Here is an 18112-nt window from a genome sequence, read left to right on the forward strand (position 1 = left end):
GGCTTTTTTCTTGGCTGGCGGCTGGTGCGCGCCGGCCTTCGGTACGGTTCCTGCGCCATGCCATGAGCAAAATCAGGCGATAGCCATTGAGCGCCACAAAGCAGTATGAAAAAGAGAGCTGCTTGCGCCCGATGATCGGGCGCAAAAGCCGTTTGTCATGGGGCAAAAAATCTGGAAGGTCCCCCCCCCGGGGGATGCTTTCAGCGGCGGTGCGGACGCCGGGCCCGCACCGCCGTGCGGCGCTTCACTGCGTCTTCAGCGCATCCTGCATCGCCTTCATGGGGTCGTCGGCGCCGTAGCCCTCCGTGGCAGGGGCGGCCGGGGCCGCCGGCGCGGCTTCAGAGCCCGGGGTCGCCGGCTCGGTTGCCGACGACTCGTCGCCCCAGGCGGAATCGTTGCCCCAGCCGGCGTCGGCGCCTTCGGGCTTGGCCGCACCGCTTTCGCTGCCGCCGTCACCCCAGGCCGAGCCGCTGCTCCAGTCGCTGCCGCCGGCCGCTTCTGCGCCACCGTAGCCGGCGCCGGAACCCAGGCTCTCGCGCATCTGCGCGCCGATGGCGTCCATGTCGACCTGCACTTTCTTGTCCAGGCTGCCCGTGACCAGTTGCGGGAAGGCGATCAGCACGCTCACCATCACCAGCTGGATGAACAGGAACGGGATGGCGCCCTTGTAGATCTGCATCGTGGTCACCGGGTCCATCACCTTGCCGGTCACCTTGTCGACATAGGGCTTGTCGGGTGCGACCGAGCGCAGGAAGAACAGCGCGAAGCCGAACGGCGGGTGCAGGAACGAGGTCTGCATGTTCACCGCCAGCAGCACGCCGAACCAGATCAGGTCGATCCCCAGCTTGTCGGCCACCGGGGCGAGCAGCGGCACCACGATGAAGGACAGCTCGAAGTAGTCGAGGAAGAACGCCAGGAAGAAGATCATGACGTTCACCAGGATCAGGAAACCCACCTGGCCGCCCGGCAGGTCGGCCAGCAGGTGCTCCACCCATTTCGGGCCGTCGGCGGCCTGGAACACCATGCTGAACACGGTGGCACCGATCAGGATGAACATCACGAACGAGGCCAGCTTGGTGGTGGCCGCCAGCGCCTGCTTCAGCAGCGACCAGCTCATGCGGCCGCGCAGCCAGGCCATGATGAGCGCGCCCACCGCGCCCATGGCGCCGCCCTCGGTGGGCGTGGCCACGCCCAGGAAGATGGTGCCCAGCACCAGGAAGATCAGCAGCAGCGGCGGGATCAGCACGAAGGTCACGCGCTCGGCCAGCTTGGACAGCAGGCCCAGCTTGAGGAAGCGGTTGACCACGGCGATGAGCCAGGCCACGAACACGCCGCCGCACATGGCGACGACGATCTTCTCGTCGGTCGGCACGGATTCGACCAGCTTGCCCTCCCACCAGGTGTGCACGTCGGCCATGTGGCGCGCCAGGAAGATCGACACCAGCGCCGACACCACGGCCACCACCAGCAGCGACTGGTGGCCGCTCTTGCCGTTGGGCTCGCGGAAGGTGCGCGCCTCGGGCGGCAGCGCCGGCACCATGCTGGGCCTGAAGATGGCCAGCAGCACGATGTAGAGCACGTACATGCCCACCAGCATGAAGGCCGGCACGAAGGCGCCCTTGTACATGTCGCCCACGCTGCGGCCGAGCTGGTCGGCCATGATGATCAGCACCAGCGAGGGCGGGATGATCTGTGCCAGCGTGCCCGAGGCGGCGATGACGCCGCTGGTCAGCGGCCGGCTGTAGCCGTAGCGCAGCATGATGGGCAGCGAGATCAGGCCCATGGAGATGACCGACGCCGCCACCACGCCGGTGGTGGCCGCCAGCAGCGCGCCGACGAAGATCACCGCCAGCGCCAGGCCGCCGCGCATCGGGCCGAACACCTGGCCCACCGAGTCGAGCAGGTCCTCGGCCATGCCGCTGCGCTCCAGCACCAGGCCCATGAAGGTGAAGAAGGGCACGGCCAGCAGCGTGTCGTTGGCCATGATGCCGATCAGCCGCTGCGGCAGCCAGGCCATGATGGACGATGGGAAGATGCCCAGCTCGATGCCCAGGAAGCCGAAGAACAGTCCGCAGGCGCCCAGGCTGAAGGCGACCGGAAAGCCCAGGATCAGGAAGAAGATCAGCCCCACGAACATGATGGGGGCGTAGTTGGCGGTGAGGAACTCCATGCTGCGTGCCTTCTGGTGATCAGCGGGCCGCGGGCGCGGGGTTCGGGGCGGCGGCCTCGGCCTCGGCCTGCTTGCGCAGCGCCTCGGCCAGGTCGGCTTCGGCGCTCTGGTCGGTCAGGCGGCCCATCGGGTCGGGACCCTGGCCACGCAGGAAGGCGATGCGCTTGATCAGCTCCGACCAGCCCTGCAGCAGCAGCAGCCCGAAGCCGACCGGCAGCGCCAGCCACACCGGCCAGCGGATCAGGCCGCCCGTGTTGGGCGACACCTCGCCGGAGGCGTACTTGTCGATCAGCATGGGCACGCCCAGCCACAGCACCAGCAGGCACAGCGGCGTGAGGAAGAAGGCGAAGCCGATGATGTCGATCCACACCTGCGCTTTCTTGGGCAGGCGGCTGTTCAGCACGTCGATGCGCACGTGCTCGCGGTGCAGCAGCGTGTAGCCGGCGGCCACCAGGAAGGCCCAGGCGAACAGGTACCACTGCACCTCGAGGTAGGCGTTGGAGCTGTAGTTGAACACCTTGCGCACCACGGCGTTGAGCGCGCTGATCAGGGTGGCGGCAAAGATGAGCCAGATGACGACCTTGCCCACCTGAGCATTGAGCCAGTCGATGGCCCGTGAGATTTTGAGCAGCGCTTGCATCGGGGTCTCCGTATCGGCGGCGGCGCGCCTTGTGCGGCGCGACAGCAGGCGCGGCCACCGAGGATCGACACGGCGCCGCGCAGCAAAAGTGAGCGATTGTAATGACCGGGCCGCGGGCGCCGGAACGAGGCTTTCCCTAGGCGGGCGGCGGTTGCGCCGTGCCGGCGCGCCGGCCGGCGGCCTTGGGCCGGGCGAAGCGCCACCACGGCAGCACCTGCGTCATGGCCCGCACCTGGCCGCTGTGCGAGGGCACGTAGCCCGGCAGCGCGGCCAGGCTGGCGCGCCAGCCGGGGCTGGCCAGCACGTCGCGCAGGGCCGTCACGGGCGGCTCGTCGAGTGCCGACTGCAGGCACACCAAGTGGTAGTCCTCGGTCACCAGGGGCACGAAGTCCAGCCCGCGCCCGCGCGCCGTGGCCTCGATGCCCAGGCCGGCATCGGCCTGCCCGGCCAGCACGGCCTGCGCCACGGCGGCGTGCGAGGGCTCGGTCTGCTCGTAGCCGCGCAGCTGCTCGGGGGCGATGCCGGCCTCGGCCAGCAGTTCGTCGAACAGCACCCGCGTGCCCGTGCCGAGCGCGCGGTTCACGTAGCGCAGGTTGGCGCGCGTCAGGTCGTGCAGGCCGCTGATGCCGCGCGGGTTGCCCGGCCGCACCATCAGGCCCTGGGTGCGGGTGGCGAAGCCGATGATCTTGTGCTGGCCCGGCCGCAGCAGGGGCTTGTAGGTGCGCTCGGCCAGCGAGCCCTCGGGCGGCGCGCGGCGGGTATGAAAGCCGGCCATGATGCAGCGCCCTTCGTTCAGCGCCTGGATCGCGTCCACGCTGCCGACGAAGCGGATGTCCAGGTGCAGGCGCGGGCTGCCCGGCAGGCTGGCGGTGTGGCCGCGCAACGCGGTCAGCGCATCGTCGTGGCTGGCGTAGAAGGTCAGCACGTGCGCCTGGTCGTCGAAGGCGACCGCGAAGGTGCGCTGCAGCTCGGCGCGCAGCGCGTCGATCTGCGGCGCCAGCCGCGCCTGTGCCTGCCGCTCGGACCACAGCAGCTTGTCGGCGAAGGCCGTCAGCCGGGCCGGGCGGCCCTTCTCCCACAGCACCAGCGGGTGGGCCAGGGTCTGCTCCCAGCGCTTGAGTTCGCCCCACACATGGCGGTACGACAGATCCAGCAGCTTGGCGGCACCCGAGATGGAGCCGCTGGCGCGCACGGCCTGCAGCAGGTCGATGAGCGGGTTGCGGATCAGCGGCTCGGCGCTGTCGGCGTCGAGTGAATAGGAAAGACCAATGTGATGCACCCCGCGAGTGTGCCCGATCCGGGGTCGTGCGCCGCCGATGACCGCGGGCGGCCGATTGAGGCTCAATTCGGCCTCCGGCGCCCATCCAGTCGGCGCCGGTAGCTATTGATCAAGTAGCAACGAGGTCGGCGGATGTTCATGCCATTCATCGGACGCGCCGTCCTATGCAATCATTTGCATAGCTCTCCATCCCCAATACTCGGGCATTGCGCCAGCGTTTAGCATCGGCGCCGCCGTGAACACCTTTGCCGACAGCGCGCGCACTGCGCTGGCCCTCATCACCAACTTCGACCCTGGCCTGTGGACCATCGTGGCCCGCTCGCTGGCCGTGAGCGCCACCGCCTGCGCCATTGCCTATGGGCTGGGGCTGGCGGCGGGTGCGTGGCTGGGGGTGACGCGCTTTCGCGGCCGCGGCGCGGTGCTGACGGTGCTGAACACGCTGCTGGCGCTGCCCTCGGTGGTGGTGGGGCTGCTGGTGTACCTGCTGCTGTCGCGCAGCGGGCCGCTGGGGTTTCTGGGCTGGATGTTCACCTTTCAGGCCATGGTGGTGGCGCAGGTGGTGCTGGTGGTGCCGGTGGTCACGGCGCTGACGCGCCAGACGGTGGAAGACGCCGACGTGCAGCACGGCGAGCAACTGGCTTCGCTGGGCGCGGGCCGCTTCCTGCGCGGGCTGCTGCTGGCCTGGGACGAGCGCTACGCGCTGCTGACGGTGCTGATGGCCGCCTTCGGCCGTGCCGTGTCCGAGGTGGGCGCCGTGATGATCGTCGGCGGCAACATCGACGGCTTCACGCGCGTGATGACCACCGCCATCGCGCTGGAAACCAGCAAGGGCGATCTGCCGCTGGCGCTGGGCCTCGGCATCGTGCTGCTGGCCGTGGTGCTGATCCTGAACGCGCTGATCGCCGTGGTGCGCGGCTGGCGCGAGCGCGTGGACGGCATCACCACGGCCGCCACGCGCGGGCTGGTGGCCACATGAAGCGCGATCTGCCGACGGCCCGCGAACCGGGCGAGGCCGGGTTGGCGCCTTCCCCCGCCGGGGGAAGGTCGGGATGGGCGCCGCACCCCATGCACGCAGAGGCGGTGCAGCCCGCACCCCCACCGGCCCCCAGCGCGGCAGGGGGCGCAACGCGGTTGATCGCCCTGCACGACGTCAGCGTGCACTTCGGCGCCGTGCACGCGCTGCGCGGCGTGACGCTGCACATCGCCCCCGGCGAAAGCGTGGCGCTGATCGGCGGCAACGGCTGCGGCAAGAGCACGCTGCTGCGCGCGGTGCACGGCCTCATCGCCACCAGCGCTGGCCAGTTGCAGGCGCCGCCGCGCGCGGCGCAGGCCATGCTGTTCCAGCGCCCGTGGATGCTGCGCACCACGGTGCAGCGCAACATCGCCATCGGCCTGTGGCTGCGCGGCGTGCCCTGGGCCGACGCCAAGGCGCGCGCCCTGCAGGCGCTGGAGCGCGTGCAGCTGGCGCCGCTGGCCGAGCGCAGCGCGCGCGGCCTCTCGGGCGGGCAGCAGCAGCGCGTGGCACTGGCGCGTGCCTGGGCGCAGCGCCCGCAGCTGCTGCTGCTGGACGAGCCCACGGCCAGCCTCGACCCGCACGCCAAGCACGAAGTCGAGGCGCTGATGCAGGAGTTCACCGGTGCGCCCGCCGAGACCGGCGCCGCGCCGCTGACCATGGTGTTCGCCAGCCACAACCTGGGCCAGGTCAAGCGGCTGGCGCGGCGCGTGGTGTATCTGGAGCAGGGCCGCGTGCTGGCCGATCTGCCCGTTCAGGACTTCTTCAACCGCGACGTGCTGCGTGCCGTCTCGCGTGAGGCCGATCTGTTTCTTAAAGGAGAGTTGTTATGAGTTTTTTCAAGTCTTTTGGCCCCCGAGCCGCCGTCAAATCTGCGCTGGCAGCTTCTGTTTTTGTAGCGTCCATGGCTGCTTCGGCGCAGTCCATCGTGGTCGCCTCCACCACCTCGACCGAGCAGTCGGGCCTGTTCTCGCACCTGCTGCCCGAGTTCAAGAAGGCCAGCGGCATCGACGTCAAGGTGGTGGCGCTGGGCACCGGCCAGGCGCTGGACACCGGCCGCCGCGGCGATGCCGACGTGGTGTTCGTGCACGACCAGAAGGCCGAGGACAAGTTCGTCGCCGACGGCTTCGGCGTCAAGCGCTACCCGGTCATGTACAACGACTTCATCCTCATCGGCCCCAAGGCCGACCCGGCCGGCGTCAAGGGCACCGACATCGTCGAGGGCCTGAAGAAGCTGGCCGCCGGCAACGCGCCCTTCGTCTCGCGCGGCGACAAGAGTGGCACGCACGCCGCCGAGCTGCGCTTCTGGGACCAGGCCGGCCTGAAGGACGCCAAGGGCAGCGGCTACAAGGAATGCGGCTGCGGCATGGGCCCGGCGCTGAACATGGCGGCCTCCACCGGCGCCTACGTGCTGGCAGACCGCGGCACCTGGCTCAACTTCAAGAACCGTGCCGATCTGGGCATTCTGGTCGAGGGCGACAAGCGCCTGTTCAACCAGTACGGCGTGATGCTGGTCAACCCCGCCAAGCACCCGCAGGTCAAGCAGGCCGAGGGCCAGAAGTTCATCGACTGGGTGACCTCGCCCGCCGGCCAGAAGGTCATTGCCGAATACAAGATCGGTGGTGAGCAGCTGTTCTTCCCCAATGCGGAGAAGTGATGCGGCGCCTGTTGCTGGCCGCCACGGCCGTGGCGGCGCTCGCGGCGTGCTCCTCGATGCATAGCGCCGCACCCGCTGCCAGCGCCGAGCCGGTGCGCGTGTACGCCGCTGGCAGCCTGCGCGAGGCGTTGACGAACATCGCACAGGACTACGAAGCACGCACGGGCCAGAAGGTGGCGCTGACCTTCGGCGCCTCGGGCCTGCTGCGTGGTCGCATCGAGCAGGGCGAGCCCGCGCAGGTGTTCGCCTCGGCCGACACTGACCATCCGCAGCGCCTGGCCGCCGCGGGCGGCTGGCAGGCGCCGGTGGTGTTCACGCGCAACCAGCTGTGCGCGCTGACCAGCGACCGCGTGAACGCTACGCCCGACTCGCTGCTGGCCACGCTGCTCGACCCGCAAGTGCGCGTGGGCACCAGCACGCCCAAGGCCGATCCGTCGGGCGACTACGCGTGGCAGCTGTTCCGCCGCGCCGACAGCGTGCGCCCCGGCGCCTTCGCCACGCTGGATGCCAAGGCGCTGAAGCTGACCGGCGGCCCCGATTCGCCGCCCGCGCCCGCGGGCCGCGGCACCTACGCCTGGCTGATGGACGAAGGGCGTGCCGACGTGTTCCTGACCTACTGCACCAACGCCGTGGCGGCGCAGAAGGAAGTGCCGCGCCTGAAGGTGGTGCAACTGCCCGACAACCTGCGGGTGGGTGCGGACTACGGTTTGGGCGTGCGGCAGGGCGCGCCCGCGGCGGCGGTGCGCTTTGCGCAAAGCCTGCGCGAGCCGGCCGCGCAAAAGGTGTTGCAGGGGCTGGGCTTCGGCGCGCCGGGTTAGAGTTACTTCAGCACCTTTGTTTCCATATACTCCCAATGCATCATGCTGCCAGCGCCCGTGTATAGGGCGATACAGCGCGATACTCCCTTATGGGGTGGTAATGGGGGCAACGGGGCGGCGCCTCGATCCAGCGTGTAGGGCGGATAAGCGCAGCGCCATCCGCCTTTGTTCGTGAGCACGATGCGCGGTCGTCGGCGGATGGCGCTGCGCTTATCCGCCCTACGATCCTGCGACCCCGGCCGCGGCGGATAGCAACCCTCATACTGTTCCGCGTTCAAAAAAATGGCTGCGCGCGCGCGCGCGATGCGATGACGAAATGACCTCGCTGCGCTTCGATGACGGCGGCTGCGCCGCCATGACGCCAGCCAAGGGCGAGGCACTGCGCAGCACTGGCGTCATTTCGTCATTCCGTCATCACGCCGCGCAGCGGCGAAGTCATGCGACACGGTATCAGTCCAGCACCGCCACGCCCTTGATCTGCGCGAACACGGGCTGACCCGGCGCCAGCCCCAACGCATCGGCCGACTTGCGCGTCACGCGCGCCAGCAGCGGCGTGCCGCCCGCATCCAGCGCCACCAGCGTCTGCGCCGGGCCATCGGCGACCAGCGAGGTAACGCTGGCGGGCAGCACGTTCAGGATGCTGGTGTCTTGTGCCGCGCGCAGCGTCAGGCTCACGTCGCGCGCCTGCACGCGCAGGCGCACGCGCTCGCCCGGCTGGCGCAGCGGCGTGCCGGGCGCGTGCACGCACTGGATGGTGCCGCCGGCAAAGCGCACGTGCAGCAGCTGGTAGTCGGCCTCGATGCGCTCGACCACGCCGTCGATCAGCGCGCCGGCGGCGTCGCCATGGCTTTGCGCGATGTCGAGCCGCGCCAGCAGCCCGGCCACCGGCCCTTGCGCCACGGCGCGGCCGTCCTTCAGCAGCAGCAGGTGGTCGGCCAGGCGCGCCACTTCGTCGAGCGAGTGCGTGACGTAGAGCATCGGCGTGCGCAGCTCGCGCGCCAGCCGCTCGAACCAGGGCAGCACCTCGGCCTTGCGCGCGGCGTCCAGCGCGGCCAGCGGTTCGTCCAGCAGCAGCAGGCGCGGGCTGGTGGCCAGCGCGCGGGCAATCGCCACGCGCTGGCGCTCGCCGCCTGAAAGCTGCGCGGGGCGGCGGCCCAGCAGGTGGCCGATGCCCAGCAGATCGACCGCGTGCGGCAGCGACACCTGGCGCTGGGCGGCGGGCACGCGCTTCAGGCCGAAATCCAGGTTGCCCTGCACCGTCAGGTGCTCGAACAGGCTGGCCTCCTGAAACACCACGCCCAGCGGGCGCTGGTGCGTGGGGCGCCAGATGCGGGCCGCGTCGTCCTGCCACACCTCGCCCGCGACGACGATGCGCCCCGGCGCCGGCCGCGTCAGCCCGGCCACGGCGCGCAGCAGCGTGGTCTTGCCGCAGCCCGAAGAGCCGAACACGGCGGTGACGCCCTGGCCGGGCAGGCGCAGGTCGACGTCGAGCGTGAAATCGGCACCGTGCCGCACGCGGGCGCACAGTGCCAGATCGTCGGGCGAGGTGCTCACACGGCGCCTTGACTCAGAAAACAAGCGATAACCATTTGGTGAGGTATCAAAGTATCAATAAGTGAGCTGTTTACGCCCGTCTTGTAGGCAAAAAACCTGTTTTTCATCATCCGGAAAATTTGCAAGGTCCCCCCCCTTGACTTGGGCGTCTGCAGTGCTTCAGCCGCCGCCTGCGCGCCGGCTGCGCGCCTGCAGCAGGTGCAGCGCCAGCAGCACGGCAAAGCTGAACACCAGCATGCCGCCGGCCAGCCAGTGCGCCTGCGCGTATTCCAGCGCCTCCACGTGGTCGTAGATCTGCACCGAGATGGTTCGCGTCTGGCCCGGGATGTTGCCGCCGATCATCAGCACCACGCCGAACTCGCCCAGCGTGTGCGCGAAGCCCATCACGGCGCCGGTCAGGTAACCCGGCCGTGCCAGCGGCAGCGCCACGTGCCAGAAGGCATCGAGCGGGCCGGCGCGCAGCGTGGCGGCGGCTTCCAGCGGGCGCTGGCCCAGCGCCTCGAAGGCGTTGATGAGCGGCTGCACCACGAAGGGCAGCGAATAGATGACGGAGCCGATCAGCAGCCCCCAGAAGCTGAACGACAGCAGCCCCCAGCCCAGCGCCTGCGTGAGCTGGCCCAGCGGCCCGTTCGGCCCCATGGCGACGAGAAGATAGAAACCCAGCACCGAGGGCGGCAGCACCAGCGGCATCGCCACCAGCGCACGCACCGGCACGCGCAGCCAGTTCCAGCGTGGCGAGCGGCCGCGCGCCACCCACCACGCCAGCGGCGTGCCCGCCACCAGCAGGATCAGCGTGGCCAGGATCGACAGTTCGATCGACAGGCGGATGGCGGCGAGGGCGTTGGGATCGAGCATGGGATGAAATCGTAAGCTGATGACCGCGCTGCGCGCGATGACGTCGCCGCTGACGCGGCGTCCATGACGAAATGACTGCGGGGCAGGCGTTGTGTGCCGGTCATGGGCCGGCGTAGCGGCCCGTCATCGACGCCGCATGCGCGGCGAGGTCATGCCGCGTCAGCGGCGTCATGCGTCACTTCACCGCGTAACCGTAGCTGCGGATCAACTCCTTTGACTGCGGCGTCTTCAGCAACTCCATCCACGCCTTGGCGGCCGGGTTGTTGGCCGCGCGCTTCAGGATCACCGCGTCCTGGATGATCGGTGCGTGGTACTGGGCCGGCACCACCCACATCGAGCCGCTTTTCAGCTTGCCGCCGTCGAGCACCTGCGCCAGCGCGACGAAGCCCAGCTCGGCATTGCCGGTGGCGATGAAGTTGTAGGTCTGGCCGATGCTTTCGCCGGTCACCAGCTTGGGTTGCAGCGCGGCCGCCAGGCCCAGCTTGTTCATGGCTTCCACCGCGGCGGCGCCGTAGGGCGCGTTCTTGGGGTTGGCGATGGCGATCTTGCCGAACTGGCCGTGCTTGAGCACGGCGCCCTCGTCGTCCACCAAGCCCGGCTTGGCCGACCACAGCACCAGTTGCCCCGTGGCGTAGGTGAAGCGCGAGCCGGGCACGGTGTCGCCTTCCTTCTCCAGCCGCGCCGGCCGCTCGTCGTCAGCCGCCAGCAGCACGTCGAAGGGCGCGCCGTTCTTGATCTGCGTGTAGAACGCGCCGGTGGCGCCGAAGGACAGCCGCGCCTCATGCCCGGTGGTGCGGGCGAAGACCTCGGCCAGCGCCCTGGCCGGCGCGGTGAAGTTGGCGGCCACGGCCACCTGCACGACGTCGGCCCGGGCCAGCGTGGTGAAGGCCAGGGCGGCGGTCAGGGCCAGCAGGCGGTGAAGGCGGAGCGGCATGGCGATTCGTTATTCAAAAAAGGAATAGCGAGTGTAGCCGCACCGGCCGCGCGCCACAATCGGGGCCATGGCTCGATCACTCGTCACCGCCGCCGCGCTGGGCCATGGGCCGGCCGACAAGCGGCTTGAAATCCTGCAGCTGGTCGGCCGCCACGGCTCCATCTCGCAGGCGGCGCGCAGCGCGGGCGTGAGCTACAAGGCGGCCTGGCAGGCCATCCACACCCTCACCAACCTGGCCGGCGAGCCGCTGGTGGACAGCAGCGTGGGCGGCGCGGGCGGCGGCGGCGCGCGCCTGACGCCCGCGGGCGAGCGCCTGCTGGCCGCGGCCGATCAACTGCAGGCGGCGCGGCGCGGCGTGCTGGCGCGCGTCAACAGTGCCGACAGCGCGGCACTGGCCGGCCCGCGCACCAGCATGCGCAACCACCTGCGTGCGGTGGTCGAGCGGCTGGAGAGCGACGGCGCGCGCGACCCCATGGTGCGCGTGGTGCTGGCGCTGGCGGGCGGCGGCGCGCTGGCGTCGCTCATCACGCGCGAGAGCGCCGAACTGCTGGGGCTGGCGCCCGGCCTGCCGGTGCTGGCGCTGTGCAAGGCCACGGCGGTGCGCGTGCAGCCCGTGGACGCCGCGGCGCCGCAGGGCGGTGCCAACCTGCTGCCTGGCCGCGTGCTGCGCATGGCGCGCGGCGTGCAGCGCGACGAGGTGACGGTGACGCTGGCGGGTGAGTTGCAACTGGTCGGCTTCGCCGCGCGGCCGAATCGCCTGCGAGCCGGCAGCCGCGCGTTGGCGTGGCTGGATGAAAGCGCGGTGGTGGTGGCGCTGGCGGGGTGATGGGCGGCTTGCGGCGGGCGCGGTGACGCCCACCATGGGACGCCGGTTGCCGGTTCATAGCAAAAAACGGGCTTCAGCGCCCACCCGCTGGGCGTCGGAAGCTACATAAATCATAGTTAATTCCAAGTCCGATCAAAACAGCCAGAAATTCGTCAGTCCGGCGAAAGCCGGAATCCAGGCGGCGTTTGCAAGAACCCATGGACCCCGGCTTTCGCCGGGATGGCGGTTGTTCACGTTTTGAAGTGGAGGCGGAATGAATGGTCCCCTCGGGCCCTCGCGTCGGCGGCTGGGGCGCGGCCCGGAGCAGGGTAGCGGCGGCGCCCGGTTCCGGGGCTTTTTCGCGCCGCCGCGCAGTACTCGACAAGGGTTACCACCAATCTGATATGACGCAAGGCATGGGGCAAAATGCCTATGCACAATTGTTCATAGGCAGGCGCATGTCGCGCCGCGAAAAGCAAGGAGACCTTCATGCAAAAGGTGTTGCACCTCGACGCCGAAAAATGCACCGGCTGTCTGCAATGCGAGATGGCTTGTTCGTTCGAGAACTACGGCACTTACTCCATAGCCAAGTCGCGCATCAAGGTGTTCGACTTCCATGAAACCGGCAAGAAGGTGCCCTACACCTGCACCCAGTGCGACGAGGCCTGGTGCGTGCATGCCTGCCCGGTCGAGGCCATCACCATCGACGCAGCCTCGGGCGCCAAGATCGTGCACGAGTCGACTTGCGTCGGCTGCAAGGTCTGCACCGTGGCCTGCCCGTTCGGCACCATCAACTATGTGCAGGAGACGGGCAAGGTGCAGAAGTGCGACCTGTGCTTCGACAACGCCGACGGCCCAGCCTGCGCCAACGCCTGCCCCACGGCGGCAATCACCTTCATCGACGCCAACTGGACCGGCCTGGACCGCATGCGCGCCTGGGCCGACAAGCTGGTCAATCAGACCTCCGCCGCTTGATACATCAGCGCAAGCAGCTATAGATCAAGGAGCAAAAATCATGTCCTGGGCTGGCAAACTTCTTCGCGTCAACCTCACCACCGGCACCGTCAAGTCCGAACCGCTCAACATGGAATGGGCGCGCCAGTACATCGGCTCGCGCGGGCTGGGCACCAAGTACTACACGTCGGAGATCGATCCCAAGATCGACCCGCTGGCGCCTGAGAACAAGCTGATCTGGGCCACCGGCCCGCTCACGGGCACCATGGCCTCGACCGGCGGGCGCTACACCGTCATCACCAAGGGTCCGCTCACGGGGGCCATCGCCTGCTCCAACTCGGGCGGCTACTGGGGCGCCGAGCTGAAGTTCGCCGGCTGGGACATGATCATCTTCGAGGGCAAGTCGCCCAAGCCCGTGTGGCTCTACATCCAGGACGACAAGGTGGAACTGCGCGATGCCGCCGAGCTGTGGGGCAAGAGCGTGTGGGACACCGAGGCCATCATCAAGAAGGAACTGCAGGACCCGCAGGTGCGCATCTCCAGCATCGGCCGCACGGGTGAGAACGGCGTGCTGTTCGCCGCCATCATGAACGACCTGCACCGCGCGGCCGGCCGCTCGGGCGTGGGCGCCGTGATGGGCAGCAAGAACCTGAAGGCCATCGCCGTGCGCGGCACCCTGGGCGTGGGCAACGTGCGCGATCCCAAGGCCTTCATGAAGGAGACCATGGAGCGCAAGAAGATCCTGGCCGAGAACCCCGTGACCGGCGAGGGCCTGCCCACGCACGGCACGCAGGTGCTGATGAACGTGATCAACGAAGTCGGCGCGTTGCCCACGCGCAACCACCGCGACGTGCAGTTCGAGCAGGCCGACGCCATCAGCGCCGAGGCCATGCGCCGCCCGCGCGCCACCGACGGCAAGGCGCAACTGGTGACCAACCAGGCCTGCTTCGGCTGCACCATCGCCTGCGGGCGCATCAGCAAGCAGGACCCGAATCACTTCACCGTGAAGGACAAGCCGCGCTATCAGCACGCCACCGGCGGGCTCGAGTACGAAGCCGCTTGGGCGCTGGGCGCCGCCAACGGCGTGGGCGACCTGGAGGCGCTGCAGTACGTCAACCAGCTGTGCAACGAGGAAGGCATGGACCCGATCAGCCTGGGGGCCACGCTGGGCGCGGCGTTCGAGCTGTACGAGATGGGCGTGCTGACGAAGGAGCAGCTCGGCATCGAGGCGCCCTTCGGCTCGGCAAAGGCGCTGGTGCAGCTGGTGGAAGACACCATCGCCGGCCAGGGCTTTGGCAAGGAGATCGGCCAGGGTTCCAAGCGGCTGACGGCCAAGTACGGCCATCCCGAGCTGTCGATGTCGGCCAAGGGCCAGGAGTTTCCGGCCTACGACGGCCGCGCGTTGCAGGGGATCGGCCTGGCCTACGCCACCAGCAACCGCGGCGGCTGCCACCTGCGCGGCTACACCGTCGCGTCGGAGGTGATGGGCATCCCGGTCAAGACCGACCCCACCGCCACCGAGGGCAAGCCAGAACTGGTCAAGGCCTTCCAGGACGCCACGGCGGCGTTCGATTCGGCCGGCCTGTGCGTGTTCACCACCTTCGCCTGGAGCCTGCCCGACCTGGCGCCGCAATTGCAGGCCGCCTGCGACGAGGCCTACACGGTGGAAGAGCTGTCACTGATCGGCGAGCGCATCTGGAACATGGAGCGCGAGTTCAACAACGCCGCCGGCTTCACCAAGGCCGACGACACGCTGCCGCCGCGCCTGAAGACCGAAGCGGCCAAGGTCGGCGGCTCCAAAGGCCAGGTCAGCCAGGTCGACGCCATGATGCCGAAGTACTACGAAGTGCGCGGCTGGGACAGCGAAGGCCGGCCGACGGCCGAGACCAAGGCGCGCCTGGGGCTCTGAGGTGTTGCTCCCTCTCCCCTTGGGGAGAGGGCTGGGGTGAGGGTTCGTCCGCGTTTTCCTGTGGCGCACCTTGCCCTCACCCCAACCCTCTCCCGCAGGCGGGAGAGGGAGCGAAAGAGCCAAGGGGCGGTTTCCGTCAGCGAAGCAGTCACCCCATCCGTAACATCGAAGGCTTCCCCATGCACCACGTCATCCTCGGCGCCGGCCCCGCCGGCGTCATCGCCGCCGAAACCCTGCGCAAGGCCGCGCCGGCCGACACCATCACCCTCGTCGGTGGCGAGGCCGAGGCGCCGTACTCGCGCATGGCCATCCCCTACCTGATCGCCGGCAACGTTGCCGAATCGGGCACGCACCTGCGCCATGGCAGCGACCACTTCAAACAACTGCGCATCGACCAGATCCAGGCCAAGGCCATGCGCATTGAGCCAGCCGACCACCGCGTGGTGCTCGACAACGGCCAGACGCTGACTTACGACCGCCTGCTGATCGCCACCGGCTCCAACCCCGTGCGCCTGTCGGTGCCGGGCGGCGACAGCGAGGATGTGTTCAACTGCTGGACGCTGGCCGACGCGCGCGCCATCATGGAGCGCGTGCAACCCGGCGTGCGCGTGGTGCAGACGGGCGCCGGCTTCATCGGCGCCATCATCATGGAATCGCTGCGCCTGCGCGGCGCGAAGATGACCATGGTGGCCAAGGGCGACCGCATGGTGCCGCGCATGATGGGCGAGGTGGCCGGCGGCATGATCCTCGACTGGTGCCGCGCGCAGGGCGTGGAGGTCATCACCGAGTCGGTGTTCGAGCGCATCCAGCCCGCCCAGGCCGGCCAGCCCATGAAGGTGCACCTGAGCAACGGCCAGGCCATCGAGGCCGACGTCATCATCAGCTCCACCGGCGTGCGCCCGTCCATCGCCTTCCTCGACGGCAGCGGCGTGGCCACGAAGAGCGGCGTGCTCACCGACAGCCGCATGCGCACCAATGTCGACGGCATCTTTGCCGCCGGCGACTGCGCCGAGGCCTTCGACAAGGCCAGCGGCAAGCCCGTGGTCAGCGCCATTCAGCCCAACGCCGCCGACCAGGCGCGCGTGGCCGCACTCAACATGGCGGGCCAGCCGGCCGAACTGAAGAGCGTACCCACGCTCAACGTGCTCGACACCATGGGCCTGATCTCGGCCAGCTTCGGCCACTGGCAGGGCGTGCCGGCGGAGCAGGGCGGCGCGCACGCCGACCTGACCGACCAGACTGGCCTGCGCCACCTGAACCTGCAGTTTCAGGACGACGTGCTGATCGGCGCCAACGCCATCAACTGGACCGAGCACGTGGGCGTGCTGCGCGGGCTGATCGACGGCAAGGTCAAGCTCGGTGCCTGGAAGGACCGCCTGCAGGACGACCCCACGCAGCTCATGCCCGCCTACCTGGCCTGCGCGCAGGCGCTGGGCCAGTGGAACGGCGCGGGCGACGAACGGCGCCGTTGAAACACTATTGAGTTGATAGCTGCTCGCGCTTGCTGTGCAGGCGCTGCAGGCTGATTTTGCACTGAACCACGCATGCGCATCACCTTCAAGCTCTTTGCCTCGCTGGGCGACTATCTGCCGCCCGAGATCAGGCCCGGCAACGTGATGACGCTGGACGTCGGCCCCACCGACAGCATCGCCACCATCATCGCGCCCTTCCACCTGCCGCCGCACCTGGTGCACATCGTGCTGGTCAACGGTACGTTCATCGCGCCCGAAGACCGCGCCACGCGCACCCTGCAGGAAGGCGACGCGCTGGCCATCTGGCCGCCGATCGCCGGGGGGTGATGACGGCGCAGGTGCCCGAGCGCTTCGAGCGCGACATGGCGGGCAGCGAGGCGGACTGGCTGCGCCTGTTGCCGCCTGCCCTGGCGCCGCATCCCTGGCAGCGCGAAGATGCGGCCGTGAACGTGGCGATCGGCGATGGGCGGCTGCGCATCACCTGGGTGCCGTTGCCGCCGCGCCGCATCGCGCTGCTGTCCTTTCCAAGGCTGCACGTGCGCTTTGCCTTCGATGGCGTGCCGCCTTCTGCACGCGCGGCGTTCATGCGGCACTTCGACCTGCACACGCACCGCGGTGGCGGCTGAGCGGCGGCCGGGCTACCGGGCCACCAGCAGCGAAGCCGTCCTGATGCCGACGAAGGTCATCGTCAGCGATCCCAGCAGGTGCAGCGCAACGGTGGCCAGGGCCTGGCCCCAGCGGTCGGCCAGCATCATCTCGACCACCTCGGCGCTGAAGCTGGAGAAGGTGGTCAGCGAGCCCAGAAAGCCGGTGACCAGCATCAGGCGCCAGAACGGCGCCAGCTCGGCATGGTGCGCCCAGGCCAGGATCAGGCCCACCAGATAGCCGCCGATCAGGTTGGCCGCCAGCGTGCCCCAGGGCATGAAGGCGTGCGGGTGGTTCAGCCACAGGCCCAGCTGCCAGCGCGCCAGCGCGCCGATGCAGGCGCCCAAGCAGATGGCGAAGACGGCGTGCATGGGGCGTCAGGGCCGGCAGCGGTGGTTCTCAGAACGGCGGGCCGTCGTCGTCCGCGCCGGCGGTGGCCAGCGCGCGGCGTTCGGTGGCCGAAGCCGGTGCGGCGGCCGGCGCCTGATCGCTCACGGCCGTCGGGTCGGCCTCGCCGCCCAGCGCGTCGATCAGGTCGGTGATCAGCCCGCTCAGCTCGCCCGTGGACAGCGCCACGTCGGCGTCGAAGCGGTCGTCGTCCTTGGACTTCGCGCCTTCCTCGAACACGCCTTCCTGGAAGGCGATCTTCTTGAGCTGCAGCGCCTGCGTCAGCATGAAGCCGACGCGCCCGGCCCAGCCCAAGGCCAGCTTGGTGGGCAGCTTGCCTTCGGCGATGTGCTGGCGCACCTCGTCGGTCTGCAGCGGGTGGCGGGTGAACTTGACCACGGCCGGCTCGTCGCCGCTGCCCTTCAGCTCGCACTCGCGTTCGATGTTGAAGGCGTGGGGCAGGGCGTCGCCTTCGGCGTCGGCCAGCCAGGCGGCCATGGCGGCCTGCGGCGAGCTGGCGGTCTGCAGCAGGCCCACGCCGAAGCCCTTGCCGGCCACGCGCACCAGGCTGGTGATGACCTCGTCGGCCTTGCCCTGCGCGCCCACGTCCATAACCAGCCAGCGCTGCGTGGGCTCGATCCACACCGTGACGGTGCTGCGGCGCGGGAAGGCTTGCGGCAGCAGCGAGATCAGCGCGTCGTCGCGCAGGTCACGCAACTCCTTCTTGCCGGGCTTGCGGCCGGTGGTCTTCTCGATGTGCTGTACCGCTTCTTCCACCTTGCGGCGCACGGCATCGCCGGGCACGGCCTTGGTCTCGATGGCGAAGCGGGCGATCCATTGCCCGTCCACGGTTTCGACCAGCGCGCCGTGCTCGTCGCCGCGCGGCGGCACCCAGCCGGTGGATTTCTGCTGCGTGGCGCTGCATTCGGCGAACGGCTCGTTCGCGATCGCGGCTTCCCATTGCGCTGCGGACGCCGGCCACTCGGGGCTCAGGCGGTACAGCATCAGATTCTTGAACACG

General features: G+C 69.2%; 18 protein-coding genes. 10 read left to right on the plus strand and 8 right to left on the minus strand.

Annotated elements, in window-relative coordinates; genetic code table 11:
* Positions 1-244: 244 nt before the first annotated feature.
* From ACFSCU_RS17350 to ACFSCU_RS17360, 3 genes are all read right to left on the minus strand, one after another.
* Positions 245-2170, minus strand: a complete 1926-nt coding sequence (locus ACFSCU_RS17350; RefSeq protein ID WP_377561256.1) for a TRAP transporter large permease — start codon at positions 2168-2170, stop codon at positions 245-247.
* Between the two features lie 19 nt (positions 2171-2189).
* A complete protein-coding gene (locus ACFSCU_RS17355) occupies positions 2190-2810 on the minus strand; it encodes a TRAP transporter small permease subunit (RefSeq protein WP_180549636.1) in 621 nt (206 codons plus the stop codon).
* A gap of 136 nt (positions 2811-2946) precedes the next feature.
* Positions 2947-4089 carry a substrate-binding domain-containing protein gene (locus tag ACFSCU_RS17360; RefSeq protein WP_180549635.1) on the minus strand — a complete coding sequence of 381 codons (1143 nt, stop codon included), beginning with the start codon at positions 4087-4089 and terminating at the stop codon, positions 2947-2949.
* A 235-nt stretch (positions 4090-4324) separates the two neighbouring features.
* On the opposite strand from ACFSCU_RS17360, the gene ACFSCU_RS17365 reads away from it, so the two are divergent.
* The 4 genes from ACFSCU_RS17365 to ACFSCU_RS17380 all read left to right on the plus strand — a co-directional run bounded on the left by ACFSCU_RS17365 (position 4325) and on the right by ACFSCU_RS17380 (position 7576).
* On the plus strand, positions 4325-5065 hold the full coding sequence (locus tag ACFSCU_RS17365) for an ABC transporter permease (RefSeq protein WP_180549634.1): 741 nt from the start codon (positions 4325-4327) through the stop codon (positions 5063-5065).
* Between the two features lie 89 nt (positions 5066-5154).
* On the plus strand, positions 5155-5934 hold the full coding sequence (locus ACFSCU_RS17370) for an ABC transporter ATP-binding protein (RefSeq protein ID WP_377561270.1): 780 nt from the start codon (positions 5155-5157) through the stop codon (positions 5932-5934).
* On the plus strand, positions 5931-6758 hold the full coding sequence (locus tag ACFSCU_RS17375; protein WP_377561257.1) for an ABC transporter substrate-binding protein: 828 nt from the start codon (positions 5931-5933) through the stop codon (positions 6756-6758). The genes ACFSCU_RS17370 and ACFSCU_RS17375 overlap by 4 nt, the downstream gene beginning before the upstream one ends.
* A complete protein-coding gene (locus ACFSCU_RS17380; RefSeq protein ID WP_180549632.1) occupies positions 6758-7576 on the plus strand; it encodes a molybdate ABC transporter substrate-binding protein in 819 nt (272 codons plus the stop codon). Before ACFSCU_RS17375 ends, ACFSCU_RS17380 begins: the two co-directional genes overlap by 1 nt.
* Positions 7577-8026: 450 nt before the next feature.
* On the opposite strand, the gene modC is transcribed toward ACFSCU_RS17380, so the two are convergent.
* The 3 genes from modC to modA all read right to left on the minus strand — a co-directional run bounded on the left by modC (position 8027) and on the right by modA (position 10919).
* Positions 8027-9130 carry a molybdenum ABC transporter ATP-binding protein gene (gene modC / locus ACFSCU_RS17385; protein ID WP_180549631.1) on the minus strand — a complete coding sequence of 368 codons (1104 nt, stop codon included), beginning with the start codon at positions 9128-9130 and terminating at the stop codon, positions 8027-8029.
* A gap of 159 nt (positions 9131-9289) precedes the next feature.
* Positions 9290-9985, minus strand: a complete 696-nt coding sequence (modB, locus tag ACFSCU_RS17390) for a molybdate ABC transporter permease subunit (RefSeq protein WP_180549630.1) — start codon at positions 9983-9985, stop codon at positions 9290-9292.
* 175 nt (positions 9986-10160) lie between these two features.
* Complete coding sequence (gene modA, locus ACFSCU_RS17395) at positions 10161-10919, minus strand: molybdate ABC transporter substrate-binding protein (protein WP_180549629.1); 759 nt, start codon at positions 10917-10919, stop codon at positions 10161-10163.
* Between the two features lie 67 nt (positions 10920-10986).
* On the opposite strand from modA, the gene ACFSCU_RS17400 reads away from it, so the two are divergent.
* From ACFSCU_RS17400 to ACFSCU_RS17425, 6 genes are all read left to right on the plus strand, one after another.
* Positions 10987-11745 (plus strand): TOBE domain-containing protein, encoded by a 759-nt coding sequence (locus ACFSCU_RS17400; protein ID WP_180549628.1) that lies wholly within the window; start codon positions 10987-10989, stop codon positions 11743-11745.
* Positions 11746-12213: 468 nt separating this feature from the next.
* Positions 12214-12699: a 4Fe-4S dicluster domain-containing protein gene (locus ACFSCU_RS17405; protein ID WP_180549627.1), complete on the plus strand. Its 486-nt coding sequence runs from the start codon at positions 12214-12216 to the stop codon at positions 12697-12699.
* Positions 12700-12739: 40 nt separating this feature from the next.
* Positions 12740-14587 carry an aldehyde ferredoxin oxidoreductase family protein gene (locus tag ACFSCU_RS17410; protein WP_180549626.1) on the plus strand — a complete coding sequence of 616 codons (1848 nt, stop codon included), beginning with the start codon at positions 12740-12742 and terminating at the stop codon, positions 14585-14587.
* 179 nt (positions 14588-14766) lie between these two features.
* Positions 14767-16059 carry an NAD(P)/FAD-dependent oxidoreductase gene (locus ACFSCU_RS17415; protein WP_180549625.1) on the plus strand — a complete coding sequence of 431 codons (1293 nt, stop codon included), beginning with the start codon at positions 14767-14769 and terminating at the stop codon, positions 16057-16059.
* Positions 16060-16131: 72 nt separating this feature from the next.
* Entirely contained in the window at positions 16132-16386 is a 255-nt protein-coding gene (gene thiS, locus ACFSCU_RS17420; RefSeq protein WP_377561258.1) for a sulfur carrier protein ThiS, read from the plus strand.
* Complete coding sequence (locus ACFSCU_RS17425; RefSeq protein ID WP_257645605.1) at positions 16386-16685, plus strand: hypothetical protein; 300 nt, start codon at positions 16386-16388, stop codon at positions 16683-16685. Before thiS ends, ACFSCU_RS17425 begins: the two co-directional genes overlap by 1 nt.
* Before the next feature lie 12 nt (positions 16686-16697).
* On the opposite strand, the gene crcB is transcribed toward ACFSCU_RS17425, so the two are convergent.
* Both crcB and ACFSCU_RS17435 read right to left on the minus strand, forming a co-directional pair.
* Positions 16698-17075, minus strand: a complete 378-nt coding sequence (gene crcB / locus ACFSCU_RS17430; protein ID WP_180549623.1) for a fluoride efflux transporter CrcB — start codon at positions 17073-17075, stop codon at positions 16698-16700.
* A gap of 28 nt (positions 17076-17103) precedes the next feature.
* Positions 17104-18111, minus strand: a complete 1008-nt coding sequence (locus ACFSCU_RS17435; RefSeq protein ID WP_180549622.1) for a recombination-associated protein RdgC — start codon at positions 18109-18111, stop codon at positions 17104-17106.
* Position 18112 lies beyond the last annotated feature (1 nt).

This window comes from Ottowia beijingensis (assembly GCF_042680925.1).
GTDB classification, from domain to species: domain Bacteria; phylum Pseudomonadota; class Gammaproteobacteria; order Burkholderiales; family Burkholderiaceae_C; genus Ottowia; species Ottowia beijingensis.

Coding starts and splice junctions, on each gene's coding strand:
- ACFSCU_RS17350 (WP_377561256.1), bottom strand. CDS start 2,170: ATGGAGTTCCTCACCGCCAACTACGCCCCCATCATGTTCGTGGGGCTG.
- ACFSCU_RS17355 (WP_180549636.1), bottom strand. CDS start 2,810: ATGCAAGCGCTGCTCAAAATCTCACGGGCCATCGACTGGCTCAATGCT.
- ACFSCU_RS17370 (WP_377561270.1), top strand. CDS start 5,155: ATGCACGCAGAGGCGGTGCAGCCCGCACCCCCACCGGCCCCCAGCGCG.
- ACFSCU_RS17375 (WP_377561257.1), top strand. CDS start 5,931: ATGAGTTTTTTCAAGTCTTTTGGCCCCCGAGCCGCCGTCAAATCTGCG.
- ACFSCU_RS17380 (WP_180549632.1), top strand. CDS start 6,758: ATGCGGCGCCTGTTGCTGGCCGCCACGGCCGTGGCGGCGCTCGCGGCG.
- modB (WP_180549630.1), bottom strand. CDS start 9,985: ATGCTCGATCCCAACGCCCTCGCCGCCATCCGCCTGTCGATCGAACTG.
- modA (WP_180549629.1), bottom strand. CDS start 10,919: ATGCCGCTCCGCCTTCACCGCCTGCTGGCCCTGACCGCCGCCCTGGCC.
- ACFSCU_RS17400 (WP_180549628.1), top strand. CDS start 10,987: ATGGCTCGATCACTCGTCACCGCCGCCGCGCTGGGCCATGGGCCGGCC.
- ACFSCU_RS17405 (WP_180549627.1), top strand. CDS start 12,214: ATGCAAAAGGTGTTGCACCTCGACGCCGAAAAATGCACCGGCTGTCTG.
- ACFSCU_RS17410 (WP_180549626.1), top strand. CDS start 12,740: ATGTCCTGGGCTGGCAAACTTCTTCGCGTCAACCTCACCACCGGCACC.
- ACFSCU_RS17415 (WP_180549625.1), top strand. CDS start 14,767: ATGCACCACGTCATCCTCGGCGCCGGCCCCGCCGGCGTCATCGCCGCC.
- thiS (WP_377561258.1), top strand. CDS start 16,132: ATGCGCATCACCTTCAAGCTCTTTGCCTCGCTGGGCGACTATCTGCCG.
- ACFSCU_RS17425 (WP_257645605.1), top strand. CDS start 16,386: ATGACGGCGCAGGTGCCCGAGCGCTTCGAGCGCGACATGGCGGGCAGC.
- crcB (WP_180549623.1), bottom strand. CDS start 17,075: ATGCACGCCGTCTTCGCCATCTGCTTGGGCGCCTGCATCGGCGCGCTG.